General features: G+C 69.3%; 15 protein-coding genes. 6 read left to right on the forward strand and 9 right to left on the reverse strand.

The window, feature by feature from the left end:
- Positions 1-51 precede the first annotated feature (51 nt).
- Both ACUYM2_RS13010 and ACUYM2_RS13015 read right to left on the reverse strand, forming a co-directional pair.
- The gene (locus ACUYM2_RS13010; protein ID WP_481600432.1) at positions 52-3,057 is read right to left on the reverse strand and encodes a UPF0182 family membrane protein; all 3,006 of its coding nucleotides are present in this window, start codon (positions 3,055-3,057) and stop codon (positions 52-54) included.
- A 127-nt stretch (positions 3,058-3,184) separates the two neighbouring features.
- Positions 3,185-4,291 carry a YlbL family protein gene (locus tag ACUYM2_RS13015; RefSeq protein ID WP_481600433.1) on the reverse strand — a complete coding sequence of 369 codons (1,107 nt, stop codon included), beginning with the start codon at positions 4,289-4,291 and terminating at the stop codon, positions 3,185-3,187.
- Between the two features lie 235 nt (positions 4,292-4,526).
- Between ACUYM2_RS13015 and ACUYM2_RS13020 the strand changes: the two genes are divergently transcribed.
- Positions 4,527-5,981 (forward strand): zinc-dependent metalloprotease, encoded by a 1,455-nt coding sequence (locus tag ACUYM2_RS13020; RefSeq protein WP_481600434.1) that lies wholly within the window; start codon positions 4,527-4,529, stop codon positions 5,979-5,981.
- 32 nt (positions 5,982-6,013) lie between these two features.
- Here ACUYM2_RS13020 and ACUYM2_RS13025 read toward each other — a convergent pair whose 3' ends face one another.
- The 3 genes from ACUYM2_RS13025 to nudC all read right to left on the reverse strand — a co-directional run bounded on the left by ACUYM2_RS13025 (position 6,014) and on the right by nudC (position 9,961).
- A complete protein-coding gene (locus ACUYM2_RS13025) occupies positions 6,014-6,646 on the reverse strand; it encodes a M48 metallopeptidase family protein (RefSeq protein ID WP_481600435.1) in 633 nt (210 codons plus the stop codon).
- Positions 6,646-8,736 carry an ATP-dependent DNA helicase UvrD2 gene (locus tag ACUYM2_RS13030; RefSeq protein WP_481601491.1) on the reverse strand — a complete coding sequence of 697 codons (2,091 nt, stop codon included), beginning with the start codon at positions 8,734-8,736 and terminating at the stop codon, positions 6,646-6,648. The genes ACUYM2_RS13025 and ACUYM2_RS13030 overlap by 1 nt, the downstream gene beginning before the upstream one ends.
- A 196-nt stretch (positions 8,737-8,932) precedes the next feature.
- Complete coding sequence (nudC, locus tag ACUYM2_RS13035) at positions 8,933-9,961, reverse strand: NAD(+) diphosphatase (protein ID WP_481600436.1); 1,029 nt, start codon at positions 9,959-9,961, stop codon at positions 8,933-8,935.
- Positions 9,962-10,244: 283 nt separating this feature from the next.
- Here nudC and ACUYM2_RS13040 point away from each other — a divergent pair, with 283 nt between their 5' ends.
- Positions 10,245-11,537, forward strand: a complete 1,293-nt coding sequence (locus ACUYM2_RS13040; RefSeq protein WP_481600437.1) for a macrolide 2'-phosphotransferase — start codon at positions 10,245-10,247, stop codon at positions 11,535-11,537.
- Here the strand turns inward: ACUYM2_RS13040 and ACUYM2_RS13045 are convergent.
- The 3 genes from ACUYM2_RS13045 to ACUYM2_RS13055 form a co-directional block, all read right to left on the reverse strand.
- The gene (locus tag ACUYM2_RS13045) at positions 11,534-15,001 is read right to left on the reverse strand and encodes an ATP-dependent helicase (RefSeq protein ID WP_481601492.1); all 3,468 of its coding nucleotides are present in this window, start codon (positions 14,999-15,001) and stop codon (positions 11,534-11,536) included. The two genes, ACUYM2_RS13040 and ACUYM2_RS13045, sit on opposite strands and share 4 nt — an antisense overlap.
- Positions 15,002-15,105: 104 nt before the next feature.
- Complete coding sequence (locus ACUYM2_RS13050; RefSeq protein WP_481601493.1) at positions 15,106-18,342, reverse strand: ATP-dependent helicase; 3,237 nt, start codon at positions 18,340-18,342, stop codon at positions 15,106-15,108.
- A gap of 62 nt (positions 18,343-18,404) precedes the next feature.
- Positions 18,405-18,821, reverse strand: coding sequence for an MGMT family protein (locus ACUYM2_RS13055; RefSeq protein WP_481600438.1), 417 nt, complete (start codon positions 18,819-18,821; stop codon positions 18,405-18,407).
- A 96-nt stretch (positions 18,822-18,917) separates the two neighbouring features.
- On the opposite strand from ACUYM2_RS13055, the gene ACUYM2_RS13060 reads away from it, so the two are divergent.
- From ACUYM2_RS13060 to ACUYM2_RS13075, 4 genes are all read left to right on the forward strand, one after another.
- Complete coding sequence (locus tag ACUYM2_RS13060; protein WP_481600439.1) at positions 18,918-19,628, forward strand: exonuclease domain-containing protein; 711 nt, start codon at positions 18,918-18,920, stop codon at positions 19,626-19,628.
- A 297-nt stretch (positions 19,629-19,925) separates the two neighbouring features.
- Positions 19,926-20,951 carry a methionine ABC transporter ATP-binding protein gene (locus tag ACUYM2_RS13065; RefSeq protein WP_481600440.1) on the forward strand — a complete coding sequence of 342 codons (1,026 nt, stop codon included), beginning with the start codon at positions 19,926-19,928 and terminating at the stop codon, positions 20,949-20,951.
- The gene (locus ACUYM2_RS13070; RefSeq protein WP_481600441.1) at positions 20,951-21,622 is read left to right on the forward strand and encodes a methionine ABC transporter permease; all 672 of its coding nucleotides are present in this window, start codon (positions 20,951-20,953) and stop codon (positions 21,620-21,622) included. Before ACUYM2_RS13065 ends, ACUYM2_RS13070 begins: the two co-directional genes overlap by 1 nt.
- 106 nt (positions 21,623-21,728) lie before the next feature.
- On the forward strand, positions 21,729-22,571 hold the full coding sequence (locus ACUYM2_RS13075) for a MetQ/NlpA family ABC transporter substrate-binding protein (protein WP_481600442.1): 843 nt from the start codon (positions 21,729-21,731) through the stop codon (positions 22,569-22,571).
- A 95-nt stretch (positions 22,572-22,666) separates the two neighbouring features.
- Here ACUYM2_RS13075 and hemL read toward each other — a convergent pair whose 3' ends face one another.
- A complete protein-coding gene (gene hemL, locus ACUYM2_RS13080; protein ID WP_481600443.1) occupies positions 22,667-23,998 on the reverse strand; it encodes a glutamate-1-semialdehyde 2,1-aminomutase in 1,332 nt (443 codons plus the stop codon).
- Between the last annotated feature and the right edge of the window lie 7 nt (positions 23,999-24,005).

Genomic DNA, 24,005 nt, shown 5'->3' on the forward strand with positions numbered 1-24,005 from the left:
TCCAGCGGAACAGGGAATCCGGCCTTCAGTAGCCTGCCGGGCCGGGGGCGCCTACTTGCTCGGCGACGGCGACGGCGTGGCCGACGGCGAAGCGCTGGCTCCCGGCGACGGAACCGGCGTCGTCGTGGTGATCTTGGCTTCCGCGTCGATCGCCCGCTGCAATGCCGCGGAGAGCTTCTTCTGCTGCTCGCCGTACGCTGCGAAGTCGCCCTTGGCCAGCGCCTCCTGGCCCGCCTTGATCGCGCCGTTGGCGTCATCAAGGGCCGCCTTCAGCTCCGCCTTGGCATCCGTCGCCGCACCAGAGGACGGCGGCGTGGATCCCGTCGCGGGAGTGGCAGGGGTCTTGCCGTTGTTCGGGGCGTCGCCGGCAGTGGCACCTGACCTGCCGCCGAAGAGCTGGTTCAGGGCCTCGTCCAGAGTCGGCGCGAAACCGATCTTGTCACCGAACGCGACCAGGACCCGCTGCAGCGTCGGGTAGGAGGTCTCACCGGTCGACTTCAGATAGACCGGCTGGACGTAGAGCAGGCCGCCGCCCACCGGCAGCGTCAGGAGGTTGCCGTTGAGCACCGCGGACGCGCCCTGGCGCAACAGGTTCAGGGCCTGCGACACCGTGGGATCGGAGTTGAACTTGTTCTGCGCCTGGCCGGGCCCCGGGACATTGGCTTCCGGCGGAATCTGCAGCAGCCGCAGCTGGCCGTAACTCTCCGCCTTCACGCCCTTCTGGTTTCCGGCATCCGAGTCCGCGGCCAGGAACCCGTAGAGCACGTTGCGGGCATTGCCGTTGACCACCTGCGGGATAAACGAGGAGGTGAGCTGGAAGGCCGGCTTCTCCTGATCGGGCATCTGCAGCGACATGTAGAACGGCGGCTGCTTGACCCCTTCCTCCTTGACGGTCGGATCGTTCGGCACGCTCCAGGCGTCGTTGTTGGTGAAGAAGCTGTCCGGGTTCGTCACATGGTAGCGGCCGAGGAGCTCGCGCTGGACCTTGAACAGGTCCTCCGGGTAACGGACGTGGCTCATCAGCGCGCCGGACATCTCAGAGTAGGGTTTCAGCGACGTCGGGAACACATTCTGCCAGGCCTTCAGGACCGGATCCTGGTCATCCCAGGCATAGAGCGTGACGGAGCCGTCGTAGGCGTCCACGGTGGCCTTGACCGAGTTGCGGATGTAGTTGACGGAGTTGCTCGGCAGGGCGGCGGTGCGGCCTGCGGACGTTTGCGAGTCCCGGGTGGCATCCGAGAGCTGCTCCTGCTGCGAGTAGGGGAAATACGGGCTCGTGGTGTAACCGTCCACGATCCACTTCACCCGTCCGTCGACGACGGCGGGGTAGGCGTTTCCGTCGACGGTCAGGTAAGGCGCCACCTTCTCAACACGGTCCTTGGGGCTCCGGTCGTAGAGGATCTGCGACTCGGCGTTGACGCCGTCGGAAAGCAGCAGGTCCGAGGACTGGAACTTGATCGAATAGAGGATCTTGTTGAAGAAGCTGCCCACGTTCGGGCCGCCGTTGCCGGTGAAGGTGTACTGCGTTCCGGCGTCCCCTTCCTTGGCCGCCGGGCGGTCCTGCTCGCGGTGCGGTGCCCCCTCCGGGGCGCCGACGATCGAGTAGTCCGGCGAGTTTTCGCCGAAGTAGATCCGCGGCTGGTAGCTCGTATCGGTCCCCAGCACGCCCGTGGACGGGATGCCCGACTGCAGGAACTCGGGCTTGCCGTCCGCGGTGAACTTGTTGCCCTTGGCTGCGACCACGCCGTAGCCGTGGGTGTAGACCACGTGCTTGTTGAGCCAGGACTGCTGGTTGGTGGCCAGGCCGCCCGGGTTCAGCTCGCGCACAGCGATGACGGTGTCCTGGATCTTGCCGTTGACCTCATAGCGGTCCACGTTCAGGGCGCTCGGGAACTGGTAGTACGGCCGGTATTGCTCCAGCTGCGAGAACGCGTCCGAGATCAGGTTCGGGTCCAGCAGGCGGATATTGGCGGTGGTCTGGGCGTCCGGGGCGAGGGCGCCGGTGGTCGCCTTGGTGGTCGCCTCGTAGCGCTTCTCCTGGATCTTATCCAGGCCGTAGGCGGCGCGGGTCATGGCGATGTTCCGCTTGATGTATTCGTTCTCGAGGGTCTGCTCCGACGGGCGGACCTGGAACTGCTGGATCACCCACGGGTAGACGCCGCCGGCCAGGATCGAGGTGATGACCAGCATGGCGGTGCCGATGACCGGCAGCCGCCATTTGCCGATGACGGCGGCCACAATGAACAGCACAGCCACGAGCGCCGCGGCGACGGCGAGGATGGCCTTGGTGGGGATGACCGCGTTCACGTCGGTGTACAGCGCGCCGGCCCACCGGCCGCCGTTGTTCAGCACGGCGGAGTAGCGGTCCAGCCAGAAGTTGACGCCGAGCAGCAACAGGAACGCCGCGCCGGTGACCGCGAGGTGGATCTGGGCAGCCCGGCTGGTGAATATGCCGCGCTCCAGCAGCCGGATGCTGCCGTAAAGGTAATGGGTGAGGATGCCGGCGATCCCGGCCACGACGGCGACGCTGATCAGGAAGCCGGTGACGAAGCCCAGGAACGGCAGCGTCATGAGGTAAAAGCTGATGTCCAGGTTGAACTGCGGGTCGTTGCGGCCGAAGGGCTCCTGGTTGAGGAAGAGCAGCACCTTCTGCCACTGGCTCGCGGCCGCGCTGCCGGCGAACAGGCCGAACAGCACCGGCAGGCCGATCATGACCACGCGGCGGATCGGCTCAAGCTGTGCCTGGTAGCGGTTGAGGTTGTCCCGGACGTCCGAGTCCGGCGCGTAGACCGGCCGCGAGGTGTAAGCGATCCGGATCGCGAAGAACACCGCGGCGAACATGATGGCGAAGCCGGCCAGGAAGATGGCGATCCGCGCGAGGTTCTCGGTCAGGAAAACTTCGAAGAAGCCCAACTGCTGATACCAGAGGACGTCCGTCCAGACATTGGCGAAGAAGATGAAGCCAACCACGATCAAGGCGACGACAATCAACGTCGGCGTCAGTGCTCCTCGCCGTTGCGGTGGTCTTCCGGGTGGGACGGTGCTGGGACGGGACAAACTCGGTACCTCATAGCTGGTCGTCGGTGCTGCTGGTTCTTAGTTGTCTGTAGCTGGTGCTTGGCTGCGGCGGATGGGCCGTCATTTAGTGCCACGAGTGGCACCGAAGCTTAGTTCCGGGCTCAGTCTAGTTGCTGGTGCAGGTGGGAAGTCCCGATGTGTCGCTGCCCTTGGCGGCGAGTTCGACGGCGTGCCGCGCTTCCGCCAGGTTTTCCACCTTGACGACCTGCAGCCCGTCAGGAACGTGGCCCACAACGTCGTCGCAGTTGGCCGCCGGGGCAAGGAACATGGTGGCGCCGCCGGATCTGGCCCCGACCATTTTCTGGCCGATCCCGCCGATGGCCCCCACGACGCCGTCGGGCGTGATGGTTCCGGTGCCGGCGACGTGCTTGCCGCCGGTCAGGTCACCGGGCGTCACGGTGTCCACGATGCCGAGGGCGAACATCATGCCCGCACTGGGGCCGCCGACCTTGTCCAGCGAGATCTTGACGTCGAAGGGGAATGTGAACTTGTACTGCAGCACCACGCCAAGCAGGTAGCGGCCGGTCTGGGACTTGCTAGGGGTCACCGTCACCGGCAGTCGGCTGCCGTTGCGGTCGACGACGACCGTGACCGGTTTGCCGCTGCCCGCCGCGAGCTGCGCCTGGACAACGCTCAGGGCGGTGATCGGTTTGCCGTCGATCGAGACCAGCACGTCGCCTTCCTGGATTTTGCCCTTCGACGCCGAGTCGTCCGGGATCCCGGCGACCTGCAGCTTCTGCTCGAACGCGATGCCGAGTTCCTTGAGGGCGGAGGCGACGGCGTTCTCCTGCGACGTCGTCATGGCGACGGCGCTTTCCTGCTGGGACTGTTCCTTGGTGACGCCGCTGGGGAAGATCAGTTCCTCCGGGTAGACGGCCTTGGTGGGCGTCAGCCAGGCGCTGAGGGCTTCGAAAGCGGTGACCGGGCCGTTCGGTCCGCCGTCGACGTACACGGTAGTGAGGTCCAGGCTGCCCTTGGCCGGGAAGGTCTCATGGCCGGAGACGGTGATGACCGGCTTGCCGTTGTCCGTGCCGAGCGTATTGAAGGTGGGGCCGGGTGATTCAACCACGTACGGAACGGGGAGGCTCATTGCGGCGAGGCCGAGGGCCAGCGCCAGCAGGCCGGAGACGAGCATGGCCGAGGAACGGTTGTCCGTGCCGCCGTCGCGGGGCGCGGGTTCGCCGGGGGCCTGACCGCCCTGGGTATACGTCAATGAAGGACCTCTCCGTGCCGGCGCCCCGGGCCGTTTCAGGAACGGACCCCAGGCGCTGCGGCTGCGGCCGGAACCGGCTCGGCAGCCTGCAATTATTCCAGCCTCTAACACTACGCGCTTGGGCACCGCCGGGGCTCTTTGCCGACAGCGAACGTGGCCGGGTTTCGGGAGACAGCCGCGCGGGCGGCGGGTAGCGTGAAGAGGAGCACCAGTCACACCGACGATCGGCGGGATCATGACCTCTAACCCACTCAATCCGTCCAACGGGGACGACGAACCCAAGGATCCGCTGGCAGAAATGCTGCAGAACCTGATGGGCGGCAAGGGCATGGGGGACATTGATCCGGCGGAGCTCGCCAAGGCCGCCGGACTGCCCAACGATCCGAACCTGCTGGCGCAGATGTTTTCGCAGGTCCAGGCCATGATGAGCGCATCCTCCGACGGGCCAGTGAACTGGCAGCTGGCCCACGAAAACGCCCGCCGGGTGGCCGCCAGCGGATCAGATCCCTCCGTCACCGCCGCGCAGTCCCGCGAAGTCGACGAGGCCCTCCGGCTCGCGGAGCTGTGGCTGGACCAGGTCACCGAGCTTCCCGCCACCGGACTGATAGGCCGGGCCTGGTCCCGCGCCGAGTGGGTGGAGGAAACCCTGGGCACGTGGAAGCGGCTGACGGAACCTGTCGCCAACAGCATCGCGAACGCGCTCTCCTCCGCGATGACCGAACAGATGCCCGAGGAAATGAAGTCCATGATGGGCGGCGCCTCCTCGATGCTGCAGAACATGGGCGGTGCCATCTTCGGCATGCAGCTGGGCCAAGCGATCGGGGCGCTTTCCGCCGAGGTGGTCAGCTCCACCGACATCGGAGTCCCACTCGCCGACCTGGAAATGGCGCTGCTGCCGGCCAATGTGGCGAAGTTCGGCGAGGGACTCAGCCTCCCCGAAAACGACATCCGGCTCTTCCTCGCGGTCCGCGAGGCCGCCCACGCGCGGCTTTTCGTGCAGGTGCCATGGCTGCGCGGGCACCTGCTCGGCGCGATCGAGGCCTACGCCCGCGGCATCCACATCGACACTTCCAAGATTGAAGAGCTGGCCCGCGAGCTGGATCCCAGCAACCCCGAAGGCATCCAGGAGGCCCTGTCGCAGGGCGTCTTTATGCCGCAGCGGACCCCCGCCCAGGACCAGGCGCTCGAAAAGCTTGAGACCGCCCTCGCCCTGGTGGAGGGCTGGGTCGACGAGCTCACGGCCGCCGCCACGGGGAAGCTGCTGCCCTCGGCGGCGGCGCTGCGCGAAACCGTCCGGCGCCGCCGCGCGACCGGCGGGCCCGCGGAGCACGCATTCTCCTCCCTCGTCGGGCTTGAGCTGCGGCCCCGCCGGCTGCGCGAGGCCGCCACGTTGTGGGCCCAGCTCAAGGAAGAACGCGGGGTGGAGGGCCGGGACGCCATCTGGCAGCACCCCGACCTGCTCCCCACACCGGAGGACCTGGACGATCCGAAGGGCTTCAGTGAGCGCCGCAAGCTTGCCGAGGCCAGCGACACCGAGGTTGACGACGCCCTGCAAAAACTGCTGAGCGGCGGGTTCGACACCGCTGCCCCCGGCGCGGACCAGGCCGGCGAGACGACCGACGATAAGCCAGGAGACGCCGGGGATGCCGGCGAGGAGCCCGGCGGCGGAAGCGGCAGCCCCAAGGCCTAGCGGCGGCGTCAGCGAACCGCTGCTTTTTCGTGTCAGGGGGAGGCGGCCTCGTCAACGTCGTCGGCACCGGCCTCCTCAACGTCCCCGCCGTCCGCCGGAAGGCCGCGGGAGGTGGCAAAAGACACGCCTTCCAGGAACGCCTTGGCGCGTTCCGTGTCCGGGTAGGCCGCCAGCAGCCTCCAGAACGCGGCGTTGTGTGCCGCCACCAAAAGGTGCGCCAGCTCATGCAGCAGCACGTAGTCAATGACCCACTGCGGCATCGGCTGTAGCTTGTGGGAAAGCCGGATGGTCCCTTCCGACGGCGTCGCCGAGCCCCAGCGGGAGTTCTGGTTGGTCACCCAGCGGACGGACGTCGGGACGGCGCGGCCACCGAGGTAGCTGGCCGACAGTTCGGCTGCACGGGCCGCCAGTTCGACGTCACTGCCGGTCCGTCGCCTGCCGGCGGCCTTGCGGCCGCGGGTGCCCTGCAGCCGGAGCTTTTCCAGCATCCGGTTGACCCATTCGCGTTCCTGGGCACCGCTGAAGTGCGCCGGGATGGCGACGACGGCGGTGCCGTCTTCCCAGAACGCCGCCACCGTGCGGCGCCGGCGGGCTGAGCGGCGCACCTCCACGGGCGCGCCGTCGGCGGTGGTCAACGGGGTTCCGCTGGTCCGGGCGCCGGCCATTAGAGGCTGGAGCTTTCCGCCAGGACCGCCAGCACGGCTTCCCCGTATTTTTCCAGTTTGGACGCGCCGACTCCGGGCAGCTTGGCCAGCTGCTCGAGGGATTGCGGCCGCGCCTCGGCGATCGCGGTCAGGGTCGCGTCGGTGAAAACCACGAAGGCGGGGACGTCAGCTTCCAGCGCAACTTCCTTGCGCCACTGCCGCAGCGCGTCGAAGGTCTGCTCCTCGTAGCTCGGCGGGCACTGGCTGCACCGGCCTACCTTGCGTTCGGCGCCGCTGGAGAGCATGCTTCCGCAGACCCGGCACGATGCCGGCACGGCAGCCTTGCGCCGCGGCGCCGCTCCCTTGCCGCGGACCGAGGAGCTGGCTACCGAGTCCGGCCGTAGCCCGTCCAGGAACCGCGAGGGCTTCCGGTTGGCACGGCCGCCTGGGGTCCTGGCCGTGGACCAGGACAGGTGCAGGTGCTCCTTGGCGCGGGTGATGCCGACGTAAAGCAGGCGGCGCTCCTCGTCCACGGCTTCGGGCGTGTCCGCGAACGAAATCGGCATCAGCCCTTCGCTCAATCCGACCAAGAACACGGCCTCCCATTCGAGGCCCTTCGCGGCGTGCAGCGACGCCAAGGTCACGCCCTGGACGGTCGGGGCGTGCTGCGCCAGCGAGCGTTCCTGCAGTTCGTTCACGAAGTCCGCAAGGCTGAACTGCGCTCCCCTGCTGACCACGAGTTCGTCGGCGAGGGCCACGAGCGCGGCCAGCGACTCCCAGCGTTCCCTCAGCGCGCCACCGCTATGCGGGGCCGCGTCCGTGTACCCAAGCGAGGACACGATGTCGCGGACCAGCTGGCCCAGGGGCTCCGGCGCCGCTGTTTCGGCGATGGCGCGGGTGGCGGCGCGCAGCTGCAGGATCGCGTCGCGGACTTCCTTTCGGGCGAAGAACCGCTCACCGCCGCGGAGCTGGTAGCCGATGCCGGCCGAGGCGAGGGCCTGTTCGTAGGCCTCCGACTGGCCATTGGTGCGGAACAGCACCGCGATCTGGCTCGCGGGCGTCCCGCCGTCCAGCAACGCCCGGATCTTGACGGCCACCGTGGCCGCCTCGGCCTCGTCGTCGGAGCACTCGGTGAACTGCGGCACCGGACCGGCGGGCCGCTGCGCCACGAGCTGCAGAGGCGCGGCCCAGGCCGCATCCGCCACCGGGCCGCCGCTGCGCCGGCCGGCGAGCAGGTCGTTGGCGAGCTTCACCACCTGCGGGGTGGACCGGTAGTCGCGGATCAACTTCACCACGGTGGCGCCGGGGTACTGGGCTTTGAAGCCAAGCAGGTGCTTCGGCGAGGCGCCGGTGAAGGAGTAAATGGTCTGGCTGGCGTCGCCGACGACGCACAGGTCGTCCCGGCCGCCCAGCCACAGTTCGAGGAGCCGCTGCTGCAGCGGCGACACGTCCTGGTATTCGTCCACGACGAAGTGCCGGTACTGCTCCCGGACGGTGGCGGCCACTTTGGGGTCCTCCTGCAGGATTCCCACCGTGATCAGCAGGACGTCCTCGAAGTCGATCACGTTCCGGTCCGTCTTAACGTCCTCGTAGGACTGGAAGACCCGGGCGACGGCGGTCAGGTCGAATCCGCCGGGCGTGCCGCGGCCCTGTGCCTTCTCCAGGTAATTGGCCGGGGTGAGCATGGACACCTTGGCCCACTCGATCTCGGAGGCAAGATCCCGGATGGAGGCCCGGTCGGTGCTCAACCGCAGCCGGCGCGCTGCTTCCGCGATCATCTGCGCCTTGTGGTCCAGCAGGTTCGGCAGGGCGCCTCCCACAGCCATCGGCCAGAAGAACTGGAGCTGGCGCAACGCGGCGGCGTGGAAGGTGCGGGCCTGCACGCTGCCGACGCCGAGGTCGCGGAGCCGGCTGCGCATTTCGGCGGCGGCCCGTGCGGTGAACGTGACGGCCAACAGCCGCTGCGGGCTGTACACGCCCGAGTGCACACCGTAGGCGATGCGGTGGGTGATGGCGCGGGTCTTGCCGGTGCCGGCGCCCGCGAGCACGCACATCGGCCCGTTCAGGGTGCTGGCCACCTCGCGCTGCTCGGCGTCGAGTCCGCCCAGGATCCGCTCCTCGAGGGAGCGGTTGTCCGGTGCCGGAAGTTCGGTGGCCTGCCCGTCGTCGCGGGACTGCCCGGACGGCAAGGCACTGGACTGGAAGATATCTGTGTTCACGTCTGCTGCTCAGTCGTAGGAGGGGATGCGTTGGTGGCGGCCCGGCGTCGGAACCGCCGGAGTGCCGCTGGTTGTTGTCACGATGGCCTCATGCGTTGTCCGTGAGGTCCTGGATAACGCCCCCGTACCAGTGCTCAATCAGGGCGCGCGCGATGGAGAGCCTGCTGGAGATGACGATCTCACCGCTCAGCACAGCGTCCTGCAGCTCGCGGCGGCTGAACCAGCGTGCCCGGGTGACCTCAACGCCGTCGGGCCTGGCCTCCGTGTCCGCCGTCGTCGCGGTGAAGCCGAGCATCAGCGACGCCGGGAAGGGCCAGGACTGGGAGCCAAGGTACTGCGATGCGGTGACCCGCACGCCGACCTCTTCGCCGATTTCACGGATCACGGCCTGCTCGAGGGATTCGCCGGGCTCGACGAAACCGGCCAGGGTCGAGTAGTTCCTGGCGTCGAGGGGTCCGCCGCCGCCCAGCAGCAGCCGGTCGTCCGGCCCCACGACGGTGACGATGATTGCCGGGTCGGTGCGCGGGTAGTGCTCGGACTTGTCCGAGGGGCAGCGCCGGACCCAGCCTCCGGCCTCAGGCGCGGTGGCGGCACCGCAGCGCGGGCAGTGGGTATGGGTGGCGTGCCAGTTGGCGATGGCGCTGGCTTCGATGAAGAGGGCGGTGTCGGTGGGATCCAGCTGCGCGGCCACCTCGCGGAATCCCGCCCACTGCGCGCCGGCCGGAATGCCTTCGACGTGCGGTTCGAACGGCTCGGCATGGACTTCGAACTGTTCCGGAAGGATGAACAGCACGTATTGGGTCCCCGCCGCCGCGCCGGCCCCGGGCAGCGCGCTGCCGAGGTAGATCACCTGTTCCGGCGCGTAAGCGGTCCCCTTGAGCCGGTCGGCGAGGCCTGCTGCATCAAGGAAGACAAGGCCCTCGCCGCTGACCAGCGCCTGGCGCCGTGACAGGACCATCGCGCGCACACCGTCAGAGCGGAGTAGGTCCTCCAGCATGCCGGGCCTTAACCGGGCGGCGGAGCCACGGTCAATCAATGCGGGGCGCACCGGAAGGACAGTGTCCCGCAGGTGGTTGGCCTGCAGGCTGTCGCCCGCCGCCGGGGCCGGCGGAAGCACCGTCTCCCCTGCCGGGCCGGCGCTGTCCGCCGGCGCCGGTCCGCGATCATTCTGTCCAGTATTTTGCCCGGTCATTTGCCCACTACCCGACTCCGGTGACTCCGCAAGACTCATGTACCCACCGTACCGACCCCCGCCGACAATTGACATTTCCCCCGGTGGTTCCGGTCCCGGCTCGGGGCTGCGGCGGCCAGGGGCACCGATTGGCCTCATTTCGGGCCGATCTTTCGGACTCGCCGTGATGCATCGCCGTCTTGGGCGCCGCTCAATCTACCGTGGAAGCGTGAGAAGAAAACCAATCGAACTGGCAGCTGTAGCAACCGCGGCAGTCCCCGGCCTGACCCCGACCGCTGTGACTTCCGCGCCGGACGATCCGGCAGACTTCGATTCCGCCCTTCTCCTTGACTCCGAAGGCAAACGCTGGCGGGTACGCTCGCCGCGGCACGCCGAGGCAAGCGCGCGGCTCGAAACCGAGTTCCTGGTGCTGCGGGCGTTCACCCCCGGCATCCGGGCCGAGCTCCCCTTCCTGATGCCCACCGTGGCCGGCACCGTCCGGCAGGGCACACTGAGCACCTTCGTTTACTCGCACCTCTCCGGCGCCACCCAGTCGGTGGAGGAGCTCAGCGCCGGCACCGCTGCGTTGGCCCGCGAACTCGGCGCCGCCCTCGCGGCAATCCACGACCTTCCGCATTCCCTGGTCAGCAACGCCGACCTGCCGAGCTACACGCCGAACGAGTTCCGCCAGCGGCGGCTCAACGAATTGGACCAAGCCGCGACCACCGGCAAAATCCCGCCGCTGCTGCTGCGCCGCTGGGAGCACGCGCTGGAGGACGTATCGCTGTGGCGCTTCAACCCGAGCGTGGTGCACGGCGACCTGCATGAGGACAACCTCCTGGTCGACGGCGACCGGGTCACCGCAGTGACCGGCTGGACAGACCTGCGCATTGGGGACCCGGCCGACGACATGGCCTGGCTGGTGGCGTCCAACGACCAGGACTTTGTGGACGCCGTCCTGGCGCACTACTCCGCCAGCCGCCGGGACGCCCCCGACGCCCACCTGCTGCGCCGCGCCGCATTGTCCGCGGAGTTCGCCTTGGCGCAGTACCTCGTCAAGGGCCTCGCGGCAGGCGACGAGGACATGGTCGGCGAGGCGGAATCGATGCTGGCGGTACTGGCCGAGGACGTCGCCGAGCATGGCGGGCAGCCGATCAGCGTGGAGCCGCTGCCACAGCCGGCTGTGACAGTGCTGCCGATTGAACCCGCCGCCCCCGGCTCCGGGCAGGGACAGATCCCGCAGCCCGCCAGCGGGATGTCGGCTGCCGTCCATGTCACCCCGATCCCCCGCGATGAGGTTCCCCGCGCCTCGGAGGACAACGACGGCAGCGGCGCTGCAGCGGCGGAGGACCCCGCGGACGACCGCACGTCACCGGCCGGCAGCGCGGACGACCGCGCAACCCCGGCCGGCAGCGCGGACGACGGCGAAGCCCCGGTCGACAGTCCTGTCCCACCGAAGCCGTCCGCCGCGGAGGACACCTCCACCACGGCACTCACCGTGGTTCCGGTAGAGCGGTCCTAGGGCCGGTCAGCCGGCCTTCCTCCCAGGGCCGCGGCGACGATCTCCTCCAGCCGTTCCGCTGACCCCAGGTCGTGCGGACGGACCACCTGGTTGTCGGCTACGTAGTAGAACGCTGCCCGCACGTCCTCCAGTGGGACTCCTTTGAGCCGCGACCACGCCAGCCGGTAGACGGCGAGCTGCACGGCCTTGGTCTTGAGCTGGCTGGCGGAGGGGCGGCGTCCGGTTTTCCAGTCCACGAGGTCCCAGCCGCCGTCGGCGTCGCGGAAGACCGCATCGATACGCCCGCGGACCACCACGTCGCCGATCCGCGTCTCGACGGGAACCTCGACGTGTGCCGGCGCCCGGTTCGCCCACTCGGACTGGCGGAAAGTCTCCACCATGGTGTCCAGGCCGTAGGCAGCGTCTATGTGATCGTCGGACCCGGCTGCCTCGCCAAGGTCCAGCATTCCGGAGGTGCCAAAGTACTCCTCCACCCAGGCATGGAAGGCCGTCCCCTTGCGGGCTGACATCCCCGGTTCGCGCGGAACGGGCCGCCGCAGCCGGGCCACCACCGAGGCCGCGTCCTCGTCCAGGTCCACCAGGGTGGACGCGGAAATGTGGCCAGGCAGGTGGACCTCCTGGAGTGCGGACCGCCGGGAGCGCCGCTCCAGCAGGGTGGCAGCCTCTTCCGCCCAGCCGGCCGCCGGCCCGCGCATCCGGCGCGGCCCGGACGCTGGCTGCGCGAGGATCGAAGCTGCCGGTGCTCCGCCAGCCCCGACAGCTGCCGGCAGCGGGTCGCCGTCGGTCCGTTCCAACTGTTCAAGGACCCGCGCAGCGGCGGCTTCCATGGCGGCCCGGCGGCCGGGCACAAGCCGCAAGCGGGCCCCGGTGCGCGGGTGGACGGGCCCCTCCAAAGGATCGTAGGGCCATAGTGCCAGCTCCAGCTCGGAGGTCAGCGGGCTTTCCTCCGGCAGGGATTCCTCGGCGACGGAGAGCGGATGGATCTCGGCCGCCCCGGCCGCGCTCAGCACTTCAAGTTCGGCCAGGAACGGCGACATGCCGGCCAGCCCTGCCCGCGAGCCCACCCAGGCTGCGCTGGAAACCCAGAGCACGTGCTTGGCGCGGGTGTAGGCCACGTAGGCCAGCCTCCGCTCCTCGGCTTCGCCGTGGACCTGGACGGCGGACTTGAAGTCCTTCTCCGCGTCGAGCCAGCCTTTCTGGTCCGGCTGGTCCAGGTCCCACTGCGGCAAGTCGGCGCGGTCCCCGCGGAGCGGCCACGGCAGCGCGGCGGACCCGCTGCTCCACCGCGAGTCCCGGCTGGACGGGAATGCCCCGGCGTTCAGCCCCGGGACGAACACCACGTCCCATTCCAGCCCCTTGGAGGCATGGACGGTCAGAAGCTGGACCGCTTCGTGACTGACTTCCGGTGCCGCAGCGTCCAGGCCGTTTTCCTCGGCAGCGGCCGCTTCCAGCCACGCCAGGAACGCGAGCACGTCCACCCGCTGCGAGGTGTGCAGGAACCCGGCGGCCGCATCCTGGAACGCGTCCAGGTTGCGGCGGGCCTGATGGATGCTGATGCCCGGCCGGGCGGCGACTTCGATGTCCAGGAGCATGGCGCGCTCCACCTCGCCCAGGAGCGTGCTGAGGTCGTCGCCCATGAAGCTGCGCAGTTGACGGAGCTCGGCGGAAAGCCGCTGCAGGCGCTCCAGTGCCTCGGGGCTGAGCCGGCGGCCGTGGGCGGAGGTCCAGTCGGGGCGGGGCAGCCAGTCCAGCGCCTCGACCAGGCTGGCCGCGTCGGTAAGGTCGCCTTCGATGACCGCTTCGGCGGTGTTGGTGTCGCCATCGGCGTCCGTGTCCCCGGGGCGGCCGCGGCGCCGCGCCAGGTAGCTCGACCAGTCGTGGAAAGCCATCAGGTCCGCGGGACCGATCCGCCAGCGCGCGCCGGCCAGCAGTCGCATCAACGAGTCCGAGCGGCCCGGGTCGGCCAGCACCCGCAGTGTCGCCACGAGGTCGACGATCTCGGGGGTGTCCAGCAGCCCGCCGAGGCCCACGATTTCGTAGGGGATGCCCCGCAGCTCGAATTCGCGGCGGATGCACTCCATCTGGGCGCGGCGGCGGCACAGTACGGCCATCGCCGGCGGCTCGGGGTCCTCAGCCGTGCCGGCGTCGAAGTCGGTCCGCCGGAATTTCAGTACGTCGGCGGCGATGGCCGCGGCTTCGTCCTCGTCGGTGCCGAAGCGGCCCAGCACGACGCGGCCCTGGACCGCGGCGGGGCTGGGCTGCAGCGGCGGGACCTCCACGGTCTCGGCGCTGTCCCGCGCGCCCGCGGCGCCGGCGTGGGCCGCCGCCTTGCTGAGCGGGGCGGAGATCACGTTGGCGGCTTCGAGTACGTTCCGGCCGTTGCGCCAGGCAGTGGTCAGGTACGACGTCGGCGCCACGGCGAACCTTGGCGGGGCGCCCCCGGCGCCCCTGGCTTGACCGGTATCACCGTCCTCCACCCGGACCGGGAATTCGCGGACGAAGTGGAAGAGCTGGCCCGCGGACGCGCCGCGGAAGCCGTAGATGGACTGGTTGGGGTCCCCTACGGCGGTGACGGCGTGCCCGTCGCCGAACAGCCGGGAGAAGAGGACTAACTGGGCGTGGGAGGTGTCCTGGAATTCATCCAGCAGCACCACCTTATAGCGCTGGCGTTCGGTCTGCGCGGCCACCGGGATCTCGTTCGCCACGCGGGCCGCGAGGGCAACGAGGTCACCGAAGTCCAGGGCGCCGCGGGCCCGTTTGGCCTCCGCGTAGCGGCCCACCATGTCCGCGACGCTGGCGCGGGTCCGGAGCAGGGCGCTGAGGTCCCCCGCGGCCTGGCTGGGGTTCTTCTTGGCCGTCGCGACATACGGGAGCGCTTCGAATTCGTCCACCCGGTCCAGCAGCCAGCCGCGGACCTCCGCCGGGTCCTGCAGGTGCTCCGCGCATTCCCCGGCGAGCTGGATAACAGCCTTGACGAGGGTGGATTTGGCGGAGCGGAAGTGCTGGTAGTCGCCGTCAAAGGCTTCCACCACCTCGCTGGCGAGCTGGAAGGACTGGGCGCCGCCGAGGAGCACCACGTCCCGTTCGACGCCGAGCCGGAGCCCGTAGTCGGAGACGATGCCGCTGGCATAGGAATGGTAGGTGGAGACTTTGGGTTCCAGCGCGTCGGTGCTCAGCAGCCCGGCCGGGAACACCTTGTGCTCCTGATCGGCCGCGGCGATGCGCGCCAGCGCGGCCAGCTTGGCCCGGATCCGGGTGGCGAGCTCGCCGGCGGCCTTGCGCGTGAACGTCACGCCGAGGACTTCCTCCGGCCTGACCCAGCCGTTCGCGACGAGCCACACCACCCGGTCCGCCATGGTGGCGGTCTTGCCGGAGCCGGCCCCGGCAATGACAAGCCGGGGTGCAAGCGGCGAGGAAATGATCGACGACTGTTCGGCCGTGGGACTGTTCTTCTCCCCCAGCATGGCGGACAGTTCCGCCGGGCTGAACTGTGGTTCGGGCAGTGGTTCCGGCAGTGCGTCTGCGTGCCCGGCGGTTCCCGGCCCGGCCGCCGTCGTACCCTGGCTGCTCATTCGGTGACCTGCTTTCCTCGAGCGCACAGCGGGCAGACTTCCGGAAGCCTGCAGCCGTGGCCGCCGTGGCCGCCCTTGGCGGGGTCGTGGCGGGCTTCGAAAGTGCTTCCGGACATCACCCGGGCGGCTTCGCCGACCATCTCCAGCGCCCAGTTCGCGTCCGGATCAAGCGGCGGCTGGCTCTGCACCCCTGGGCTCTTGGTGCCGGTGCCGAGCTGGGCCAGCACAGCGCCGCCGGGCCGCGGGGCCGGGCCGTCGTCCGGGCCCGCGAAGCCGCCGGCGAGCACCGCGGCCTGGTAGGCGCCCAGCTGGGGATGCCGATCCAGCTCGCCCTTGCCGGGCTGGCGTTTGCCGGTCTTGAGGTCCACGACCACCAGGCGGCCCTCGGCGTCGATCTCCAGCCGGTCCACCTGGCCGCGGAGCACAGCGGGACGCGCGGGCCAGGATTCCCCCGCGCCGGGCGTGGCCTCGGGTGCCACATCGGGAAGTTTCACCTCGAAGTCCTGTTCCACGCCAAGCAGGCTCCTCCCCTCGCTCCGCATCACCAGCACGTACTGGGCGAGCTTACGGACCATCGCTTCGGCCCGCTGGAAATCGAGCTTGCCTTCCCAGTTGTCCTTCATCCCCAGTGCCGGCCAGCGCTTCACCAGCTCGGCCACGTACTCGCCGCCCGAGGCGTCCGGGAGATCCTGGGCAATCGCATGGACCAGGGTTCCGAGGCTGCGCGCAAAATCCGTGGCCGCCTCGCCGCCGGCGGCCTGGACGAACCAGTCGAGCGGCGATTTCTGGACGGTTTCGACCTTGGAGGGTGAGACGAAGACGGTGCTGCCCGGCGGCACCACGGGGTCCGTGGAGGACAGCGGCGCGAGTCCCCACCAGCTGCGGGGGTGGGCGCCGGGCACGGTCGGCTGGGCGGCGGCGAGGGCGCCGAGGACGGCGGTTGCCTCGGCCGCCTCGGCGGTGCCGCCGTCGAGCTGGGCATACTGGCGCAGTTCCGCGACGAGTGCGCGCAGGGTCAGCGGCCGTTCCACGGGGGTGAAACCGCGCCGGTCCTGGTCCGGATGCAGGGGCGAGACGTAGTCCAGGAAGGACGAAGGCTGCTCGTCCTCCGAGGAGACGGCCGTGCAGATCAGCTCCTCCCGGGCGCGCGAGACGGCGGTGGAGAAACTGCGCAGCTCGTCGTAGCGGATCTCGCGGAGCCGGCTTAGCGGATCGAGCTGCAAGGCGTACTCGACGCCGTGTTCGACGGCGTCGGCGAAGAGCGTGCTGCCGAGCAGTTCGCCGCGGAGCCGGGTATTGGGCCACACGCCTTCCTGGAGGCCGGGCACAATCACGACCGGCCATTCGCGTCCCGCGGCGCTGGCCGGGGTCATCAGCTCCACCGCGTCCTCGAGCTGTGCCCGGGCCGCCAGCGTGTCCATCGGCAGCTCCTGGCTGAGCAGGTAGTCCAGGAACTGTTCCGGGCCGGAACCGGGGAGCTGGTCCACATACCGCTCGGCGGTGTGGAACAGGGCCATCATGGCGTCCAGGTCCCGGTCTGCGCGGGCTCCGGCTGCGCCGCCGGCCAGCGCGGCCTCGGTCCAGCGGCCGGCCAGTCCGGTCGAGTGCCAGAGCGCCCACAGCACGGTTTCGGCGTTGCTGCCCGGCGCTTCGGCGGCTTCCCGGCCGGCCCGGATCATCCGGGCGACGCGGCGGGCTGAGTGCCCCTCGATGCCGAGCGTCGCCAGGGCGCCCGGCTCCAGGAGCGCCTCCACCAGCAGCGCATCGCTGGTACGGCCGCCCCCGCCGAGGAGTTCTTCGCGCCGCAGCGACTGGCGGAGCCGGCGAAGCTCGATCGACGTGGCTCCGCCGATCCTTGAGGTGAGCAGCGCGACGGCGGCTTCGGCGGTGAGCGCGGCAGGGTCCAGGGCAACGGCGTACGCGTCCAGCAGCGGCCGCACGGCCACCTCGTCCCGGACCGCGGATTCAGCTACTGGGATCCGGACCGGGATGCCCTGGCCGGCCAGGTGGCGCTGCAACTGGCTGAGCTGGCCGCCGTTGCGAACGATGACGGCGATGTCACCCAGTTCCCGGCCGTCCTTCAGCTGGGCCTCCAGGATCCGTTGCGCCACATAGCGCAGCTCGTGCACCGGGGACGGCAGCAGGTGCGCCTCAACGGCGCCGGCGTCCTGCCCGGACGGGTGCGGGCGGGTCTGTTCGAGCCTGCGCGCCGACGTACCGCCGGAGCGCAGTGAGATCCGCTCCGCCACGGCCTGCCAGGCCTGCGCGACGGCGGGCGTGTGCCGGTGCGCCGTCCACAGCGGCCGTTCCAGCACGGTGCCGCCGGCCGGGGCGAGCAGCCGGGGCAGTTCGGCCACGAGGTCCGGCCGCGCCCCACGGAACCCCTGCACCACGGTGTCCGGGGAGGAGGTGACGAGGGCGTCCTTGCCGGCGGCGATGTCCGCGAGCAGCTCGAACACGGCGGGGTTGGCCTCCTGGATGTCGTCCACCAGGATCAGCTGGAGCCGGTCCCGCTCGGCGGCGAGGAACTCCGGGGCATCTTGGAAGATCTGGCGCGCCGCGGTGATAATGCCGGCCGGGTCGAATGATTCGGGCATCCGCAGGTCCAGGACGTCGCGGTACTCGGAGTACAGGGCGGCCGCTGCGGTCCAGTCCGGCCGGCCGCAGCGCCGGGCCAGGGCCGCCAGGTCCTCCGCGGTACGCCCGGATTCGATGATCCGGTCGAAGAGCTGGCGGACTTCCTGCCGGAAGCCGCGGGTCTGCAGGGCGGCGCCCAGGTCCTCCGGCCAGGGCAGCTCCAGTCCGGGCTGGGCATGGCCTTCCAGGAGTTCCTTGATGATCAGGTCCTGTTCGGGCCCGGACAGGAGTTTCGGCGCCCGCGGCAGCGGCAGGATGCCCTCCGCCTTGGCCCGCCGGATCAGGTCGAAGGCGTACGACGCCCAGGTGCGGGCAGGCGTCGTGCTCAGGCTGCGGTCCAGGCGCGCGGTGAACCGGTCGCGCAGCGCATCGGCGGCCAGACGGCCGGGGGCCAGGATCAGCATCCGCTCCGGATCCAGGCCGTCGCGCTGCGCGCGGTGGACGGCCGCTTCCACCAGCACGGTGGATTTGCCGGTGCCGGGCGCGCCGGGGACCAGGACCGGTCCGGAGCCGTGTGCGACGTCGACGGCGTCCCGCTGGTCCGGGGACAGTACCGGGACGTCACTGTGCCGGGTGCGCGGCGGAAGCAGGCGCAGTCCGGCCTGGTTCGGCAGGGTCTTGCTGGGGGCGGCGTGATTCGGGGCGGTCCTGGGGCTACTCACACAGACATTTCATCATCGGGGACGGACAATTTATGCAGCTCCCGCTCGAGGCGCTCGGCGATGGCGTCGATCCGCTCGAAGTCAGGCTCGGAGGGCGCCCAGCGTGCCGCCATCAGGTCAACCCGCCACCTGCCCTCGCCGGTGCGCTGGTACTCGACGTAGCTGCCCAGCAGCGGTGTCCCTTCGGCGAGATAGAAGGCTAGGGCCTCGCGTTCGTGGCCGGGCGGTGCATCCCCGTTCGCCTTCAGGATCCGCCACCAGGGAACGGCACTGCCTTGGTGGCTCATCACCGAGCCGACCTGGCGGGGGCCGCCGGCGCCGAGGAGCTCGGCCACGTCACCGTAGGCTACGGCGGCGCCGGCCGGGACCATCGCCGCGAGCTCCAGCACCGCCTCCACATACTCCGTCCGCATGGTCCAAGGTTACCGTTCCCGGGCCGCGGCCGGGCGTCGCAGGGGCACGGCACGGCATTGCGAAAAACTGTCGGCGGCAACAGGTAGCGTTGCTGTATGAGCACCTGGCACACCCTCCCCCGCGCAGCCTTCGACCTCGAAACCACCGGCCGGAACTCCCGTGCCGCGAGGATCGTGACGGCTTCCGTGACCGTGGTGGACGCCGACGGCTCGGTGATCAAGGAGCACGAATGGCTGGCCGATCCCGGAGTGGAGATCCCCACCGAGGCCAGCGACGTCCACGGCGTCACCACCGAGCAGGCCCGCCGTGACGGCCGGCCTGCCGCCGAGGTGACCAAGGAGCTGGCCGCCGTCCTGCAGGAGCTGTTCGACACCGGCGTGCCGGTCATTGCCTTCAACGCCAGCTACGACTTCACCGTGCTCGCCGCGGAGTCGGCCCGCTACGGTGTGCCCCAGCTGGTCCGCTTCCCCGTGCTGGACCCCTACATCATGAACAAACAGGTCGACCGGTACCGCAAAGGCAAACGCACCCTCACCGCACTGTGCGAGGAGTACGGCGTCAGCCTGGACAATGCGCACACCTCCGCGGCCGATGCGCTGGCCACGCTGCGGATGCTCGACGCCATGGCCGGGAAGTTCCCCAAGCTCCGGATGCCCGCCAGCCACCTGCACCAGCTCCAGGTCGAATGGGCTTCCGCCCAGGCCGCGGATTTCCAGAGTTACCTGCGCAAGACCAAGCCCGCTGCCGTCATCGAGGGCGACTGGCCGGTGCTGCCGCCGGTAGACGCCAGCCGGGGCGACTTCTAGCCCGGAACGCGCGACACCAGCGGGACCCCCGGCAGGATGCTGGCAAGCGGCTGGGACGGAGATCACAGCTGCCCTCCCCCTGCGGGCGGCCGCAGGCACGCCTCCGCAATTTGGCCGCTGAACGGCTGCCGATCACCGCTCACGCTATGTAACCCCCACAGCGGAATTATCTGCAGCGTTTGGCGCTTTGTGACGAACTAAATGCGCAACTGGATGCCCTATGGCGCCGCTGACATAATTTAGTTCAGAACAGGGCGTGTGTTATGTCGCGCCCGGACCCGAACCGCCAAGGGATAAATGATCACAGTTACCGACCTTCGCAAGGTCTACCGGCAGGGAAAAAAGGAGGTGGTGGCGCTCGACGGCGTCACACTCTCCGTGCCGAAAGGCTCGATCCACGGGATCATCGGCCACTCCGGCGCCGGCAAGTCGACGCTGGTGCGCTGCCTGACCCTGCTGGACCGTCCGACGTCCGGCTCCGTCAGCATCGACGGCACCGAGCTGAGTTCCGTGCGGGACTCGGAAATCCGGGCGGCCCGGCGCCGCATCGGCATGGTGTTCCAGCACGCGAACCTGATGGACTCCCGGACCGCGGCTGGCAACGTGGCGCACCCGCTGGAACTCGTCAAGACCCCCAAGGACAAGATCCGGACCCGGGTGGCTGAACTCCTGAAGCTCGTGGGCCTGGAAGGCTTCGAGAACGCCTACCCGTCCCAGCTCTCCGGCGGCCAGCGCCAGCGTGTCGGGATCGCCCGGGCCCTCGCCTCGGACCCCGAGGTGCTGCTGTGCGATGAGCCCACCTCGGCCCTGGACCCTGCCACCACCGAGGAAATCCTGGACCTGATCCAGGACCTGACCCGGCGGCTGCAGCTGACCGTGCTGATCATCACCCACGAGATGAACGTCGTGAAGCGCGTCTGCGACTCGGTTTCCCTGCTGTCCCGCGGCCGCATCATCGAACATGGCGCCCTGCAGGACGTGGCCGGGGAACTGGACAGCAAGCTGGCCCGCGCCCTGCTGCCGCTGCCGCCGTCCGAGCCCCTGCACGGCGCGCTGCAGCGCGGACCGGTCCTGGAGATCCTCTTCTCCGGCGAGAGCGCCAGGGAACCGGTACTCACCGGCGTCGCCCGGCACTTTGACATGGACCTCAACGTCCTCGCCGGCAGCGTCGAGACCCTCGGCGGCCAGCAGTTCGGGCACCTGCGTGTCCAGCTCGCCGAAAACGCCGACTTCGACGCCGTCCTGCACTACCTGCACGAGCGCGGCATCAGCGCCAAGCGCGTGTCCGCCGATGCTGCTCCGGCGGAAGAAGGAGCCAACTGATGAACGACATTTTCAGCAACCCCGTGCTGGCCAGGGCTCTCCCCGAGGCGATCGTCGAAACCCTGCAGATGGTCGGCATCTCCGCTTTCTTCACCGTGCTGATCGGCCTACCACTGGGCGTCTTCCTGCACGTCTCGGCTCCCGGCGGACTGCGCCCGATGCCGGTCATCAACCGGATCCTCAGCGACGTGATCGTCAACATCACCCGCTCCATCCCGTTCGCCATCCTGATGGTGGCGCTCATTCCGCTGGCCCGCGCCCTGACCGGCACGAGCCTGGGCCCGATCGCCGCTTCTGTGTCGCTGTCCATCGGCACGATCCCCTTCTTCGCGCGGCTGGTGGAGTCTTGCCTGCGCGATGTGCACCACGGCAAGATCGACGCAGCCCAGGTGATGGGCTCGACCACTATGCAGATCATCAGCAAGGTGATGCTGCGCGAATCCCTGCCAGCCCTCGTCGCGGCCGCCACCACTACGGTGGTGACCCTCGTGGGCTACTCCGCGATGGCCGGCCTCGTCGGCGGCGGCGGCCTCGGCAAGCTGGCCTACAACTACGGCTTCCAGCGCTTCGACGTCACGGTCATGATCGTCACCATCGTCCTGATCGTCGTCCTCGTCCAGGTTATCCAGCTCGTGGGCGAGCGGATTTCCCGCGGCCTCGACCACCGCTGACCGACGGACCACCCACCCCAGCCTTGCAGCGGGTAGCCGCCCGCTGCATCTGCGCGGACCACGGCCGCCGTCGTGTTCTCCGCCTCTTTCGAAAGGAACGCATCCGATGCGTAAGTCACTCTCCCTCCTGGCCACCGGCATCGTCACTGCCCTGGCGCTGACGGCTTGCGGTGGTTCGTCCACCCCCAGCGCCCAGGTCACGACCCTGGATCCGGCCAAGCCGGCCACCCTCAAGGTGGGCGCCAGCCCGGTTCCGCACGCCAAGATCCTTGAATTCGTCAACCAGGAGCTCGCCCCCAAGGCCGGCCTCAAGCTGGACATCAAGGAGATCGAGGATTACCAGACGCCGAATACCGCGCTGAGCGACGGTTCGCTGGACGCCAACTACTACCAGCACCTGCCCTGGTTCGAGGACCAGGTCAAGACCAAGGGCTACAAGTTCGGCCACGGCGAAGGCGTGCACATCGAGCCCTACGCCGCGTTCTCCGAGAAGGTCAAGGACATCAAGGACATTCAGGACGGCGCCAAGATTGCGATCACCAACGACCCGTCAAACCAGGTCCGCGCGCTCAAGGTCCTCCAGGTCGCCGGCCTGGTCAAGGACATCAAGGACGACACCTCGGTGCTGACGCTCAGCGACGAGCAGAACCCCAAGAAGCTGAAGTTCTCCGAGAACCAGCCCGAACTGCTGATCAATGACCTCAAGGACCCCTCCGTGGATCTGGCCCTGATCAACGGCAACTTCATCCTCAAGGCCGGGCTGAGCACCAAGAATGCCCTGGCGGTGGAGTCGGTGGAGAACAACCCCTACGCCAACTTCCTGGCCTGGCGTGAAGATTCCAAGGACGATGTGCGGATCAAGAAGCTCGACGAGCTGCTGCACTCCCCCGAGGTCAAGGCCTTCATCGAGAAGGAATGGCCCAACGGTGACGTCACCCCGGCCTTCTAGTCCCGGACAGCGTTAAAACACTTTCGGCACCCGCCATGGCGGGTGCCGAAAGTGTTTAAAGGACCACGACGGCGGCTGCGGCCGCCGTGGGTTCGTTAAGGCTTCGCCGCGGCGGCGGCCCGGGCGGCGGCCGGCAGGGCGTCGACGATCCGGTTCATCGCCGCGTCATCGTGCGCGGCGGACAGGAACCAGGCCTCAAACACCGACGGCGGCAGGTACACCCCGGAGTCCAGCATCGAGTGGAAGAACGGCGCGTAGCGGAAGACCTCCTGGCCCTGGGCGTCGTCGTAGTTGTGGACACCGCGGGCCGAGGTGCCGAAGGCCACGGAGAACAGGTTCCCGGCGCGCTGGATGGAGTGGTCCACGCCGGCCGCGTCGAGCGCCGAGGACAGCGCGCTGGAGAGTTCCAGCGAACGGGCGTCGACGAAGGAATAGACGTCCTTGGTGGCGTGGGTGAGGGTCGCGACGCCGGCGGCCATCGCCACCGGGTTACCCGAAAGGGTGCCGGCCTGGTAGACCGGGCCCACCGGCGCGAGGTAGTCCATGACGTCGGCGCGGCCGCCGAGCGCCGCCGTCGGCATGCCCCCGCCGATGACTTTGCCGAAGGTCAGCAGGTCCGGGGCCCAAGGCTCGGCGGCGTCGGCCGCCCCGCCGGTGAGGCCCCAGTAACCCGAGTAGCCGGTGCGGAAGCCGGTGAGGACCTCGTCGAGGACCAGCAGGGCGCCGTGCTCCCGGGTGATCCGGGCCAGCCCGGCGTTGAAGCCTTCGGCCGGGGTGACGACGCCCATGTTGGCCGGGGCCGCCTCGGTGATGACGGCGGCAATGCTGTCGCCGTGTTTGGCGAAGGCGGCCTCGACGGCGGCGAGGTCGTTGTAGGGCAGGACGAGGGTCTCGGCGGCCGTGGCGGCGGTGACGCCGGCTGAACCGGGCAGCGCTAGCGTGGCGAGACCGGACCCGGCGGCGGCGAGGAGGCCGTCGAGGTGGCCGTGGTAGCAACCGGCGAACTTGATCACGAGGTTGCGTCCGGTATAGCCGCGGGCCAGGCGGATGGCGGTCATGGTCGCCTCGGTGCCGGTGGACACCATCCGGACGCGCTCGGCAGCCGGGACGCGCTCTTGGACAATCGCGGCGAGGTTGGCTTCGTCCGGGGTGGAGGCGCCGAAGGACAGTCCCCGGTCCACGGCGGCGTGCACGGCCGCGAGGACCTCCGGGTGGGCGTGGCCCAGCAGCGCCGGCCCCCAGGAGCAGACCAGGTCCACGTACTCGGCGCCGTCGGCGTCGGTCAGGTACGGGCCCTTGGCGGAGACCATAAAGCGCGGGGTGCCGCCCACCGAGCCGAAGGCACGGACCGGCGAGTTGACGCCGCCCGGCATCAGCCGGCGGGCGCGGTCGAAGAGTTCCTCGTTGCGAGGATGGCTGGAAGTCATGGTTCCT

The organism is Arthrobacter sp. SD1074B (assembly GCF_056780195.1).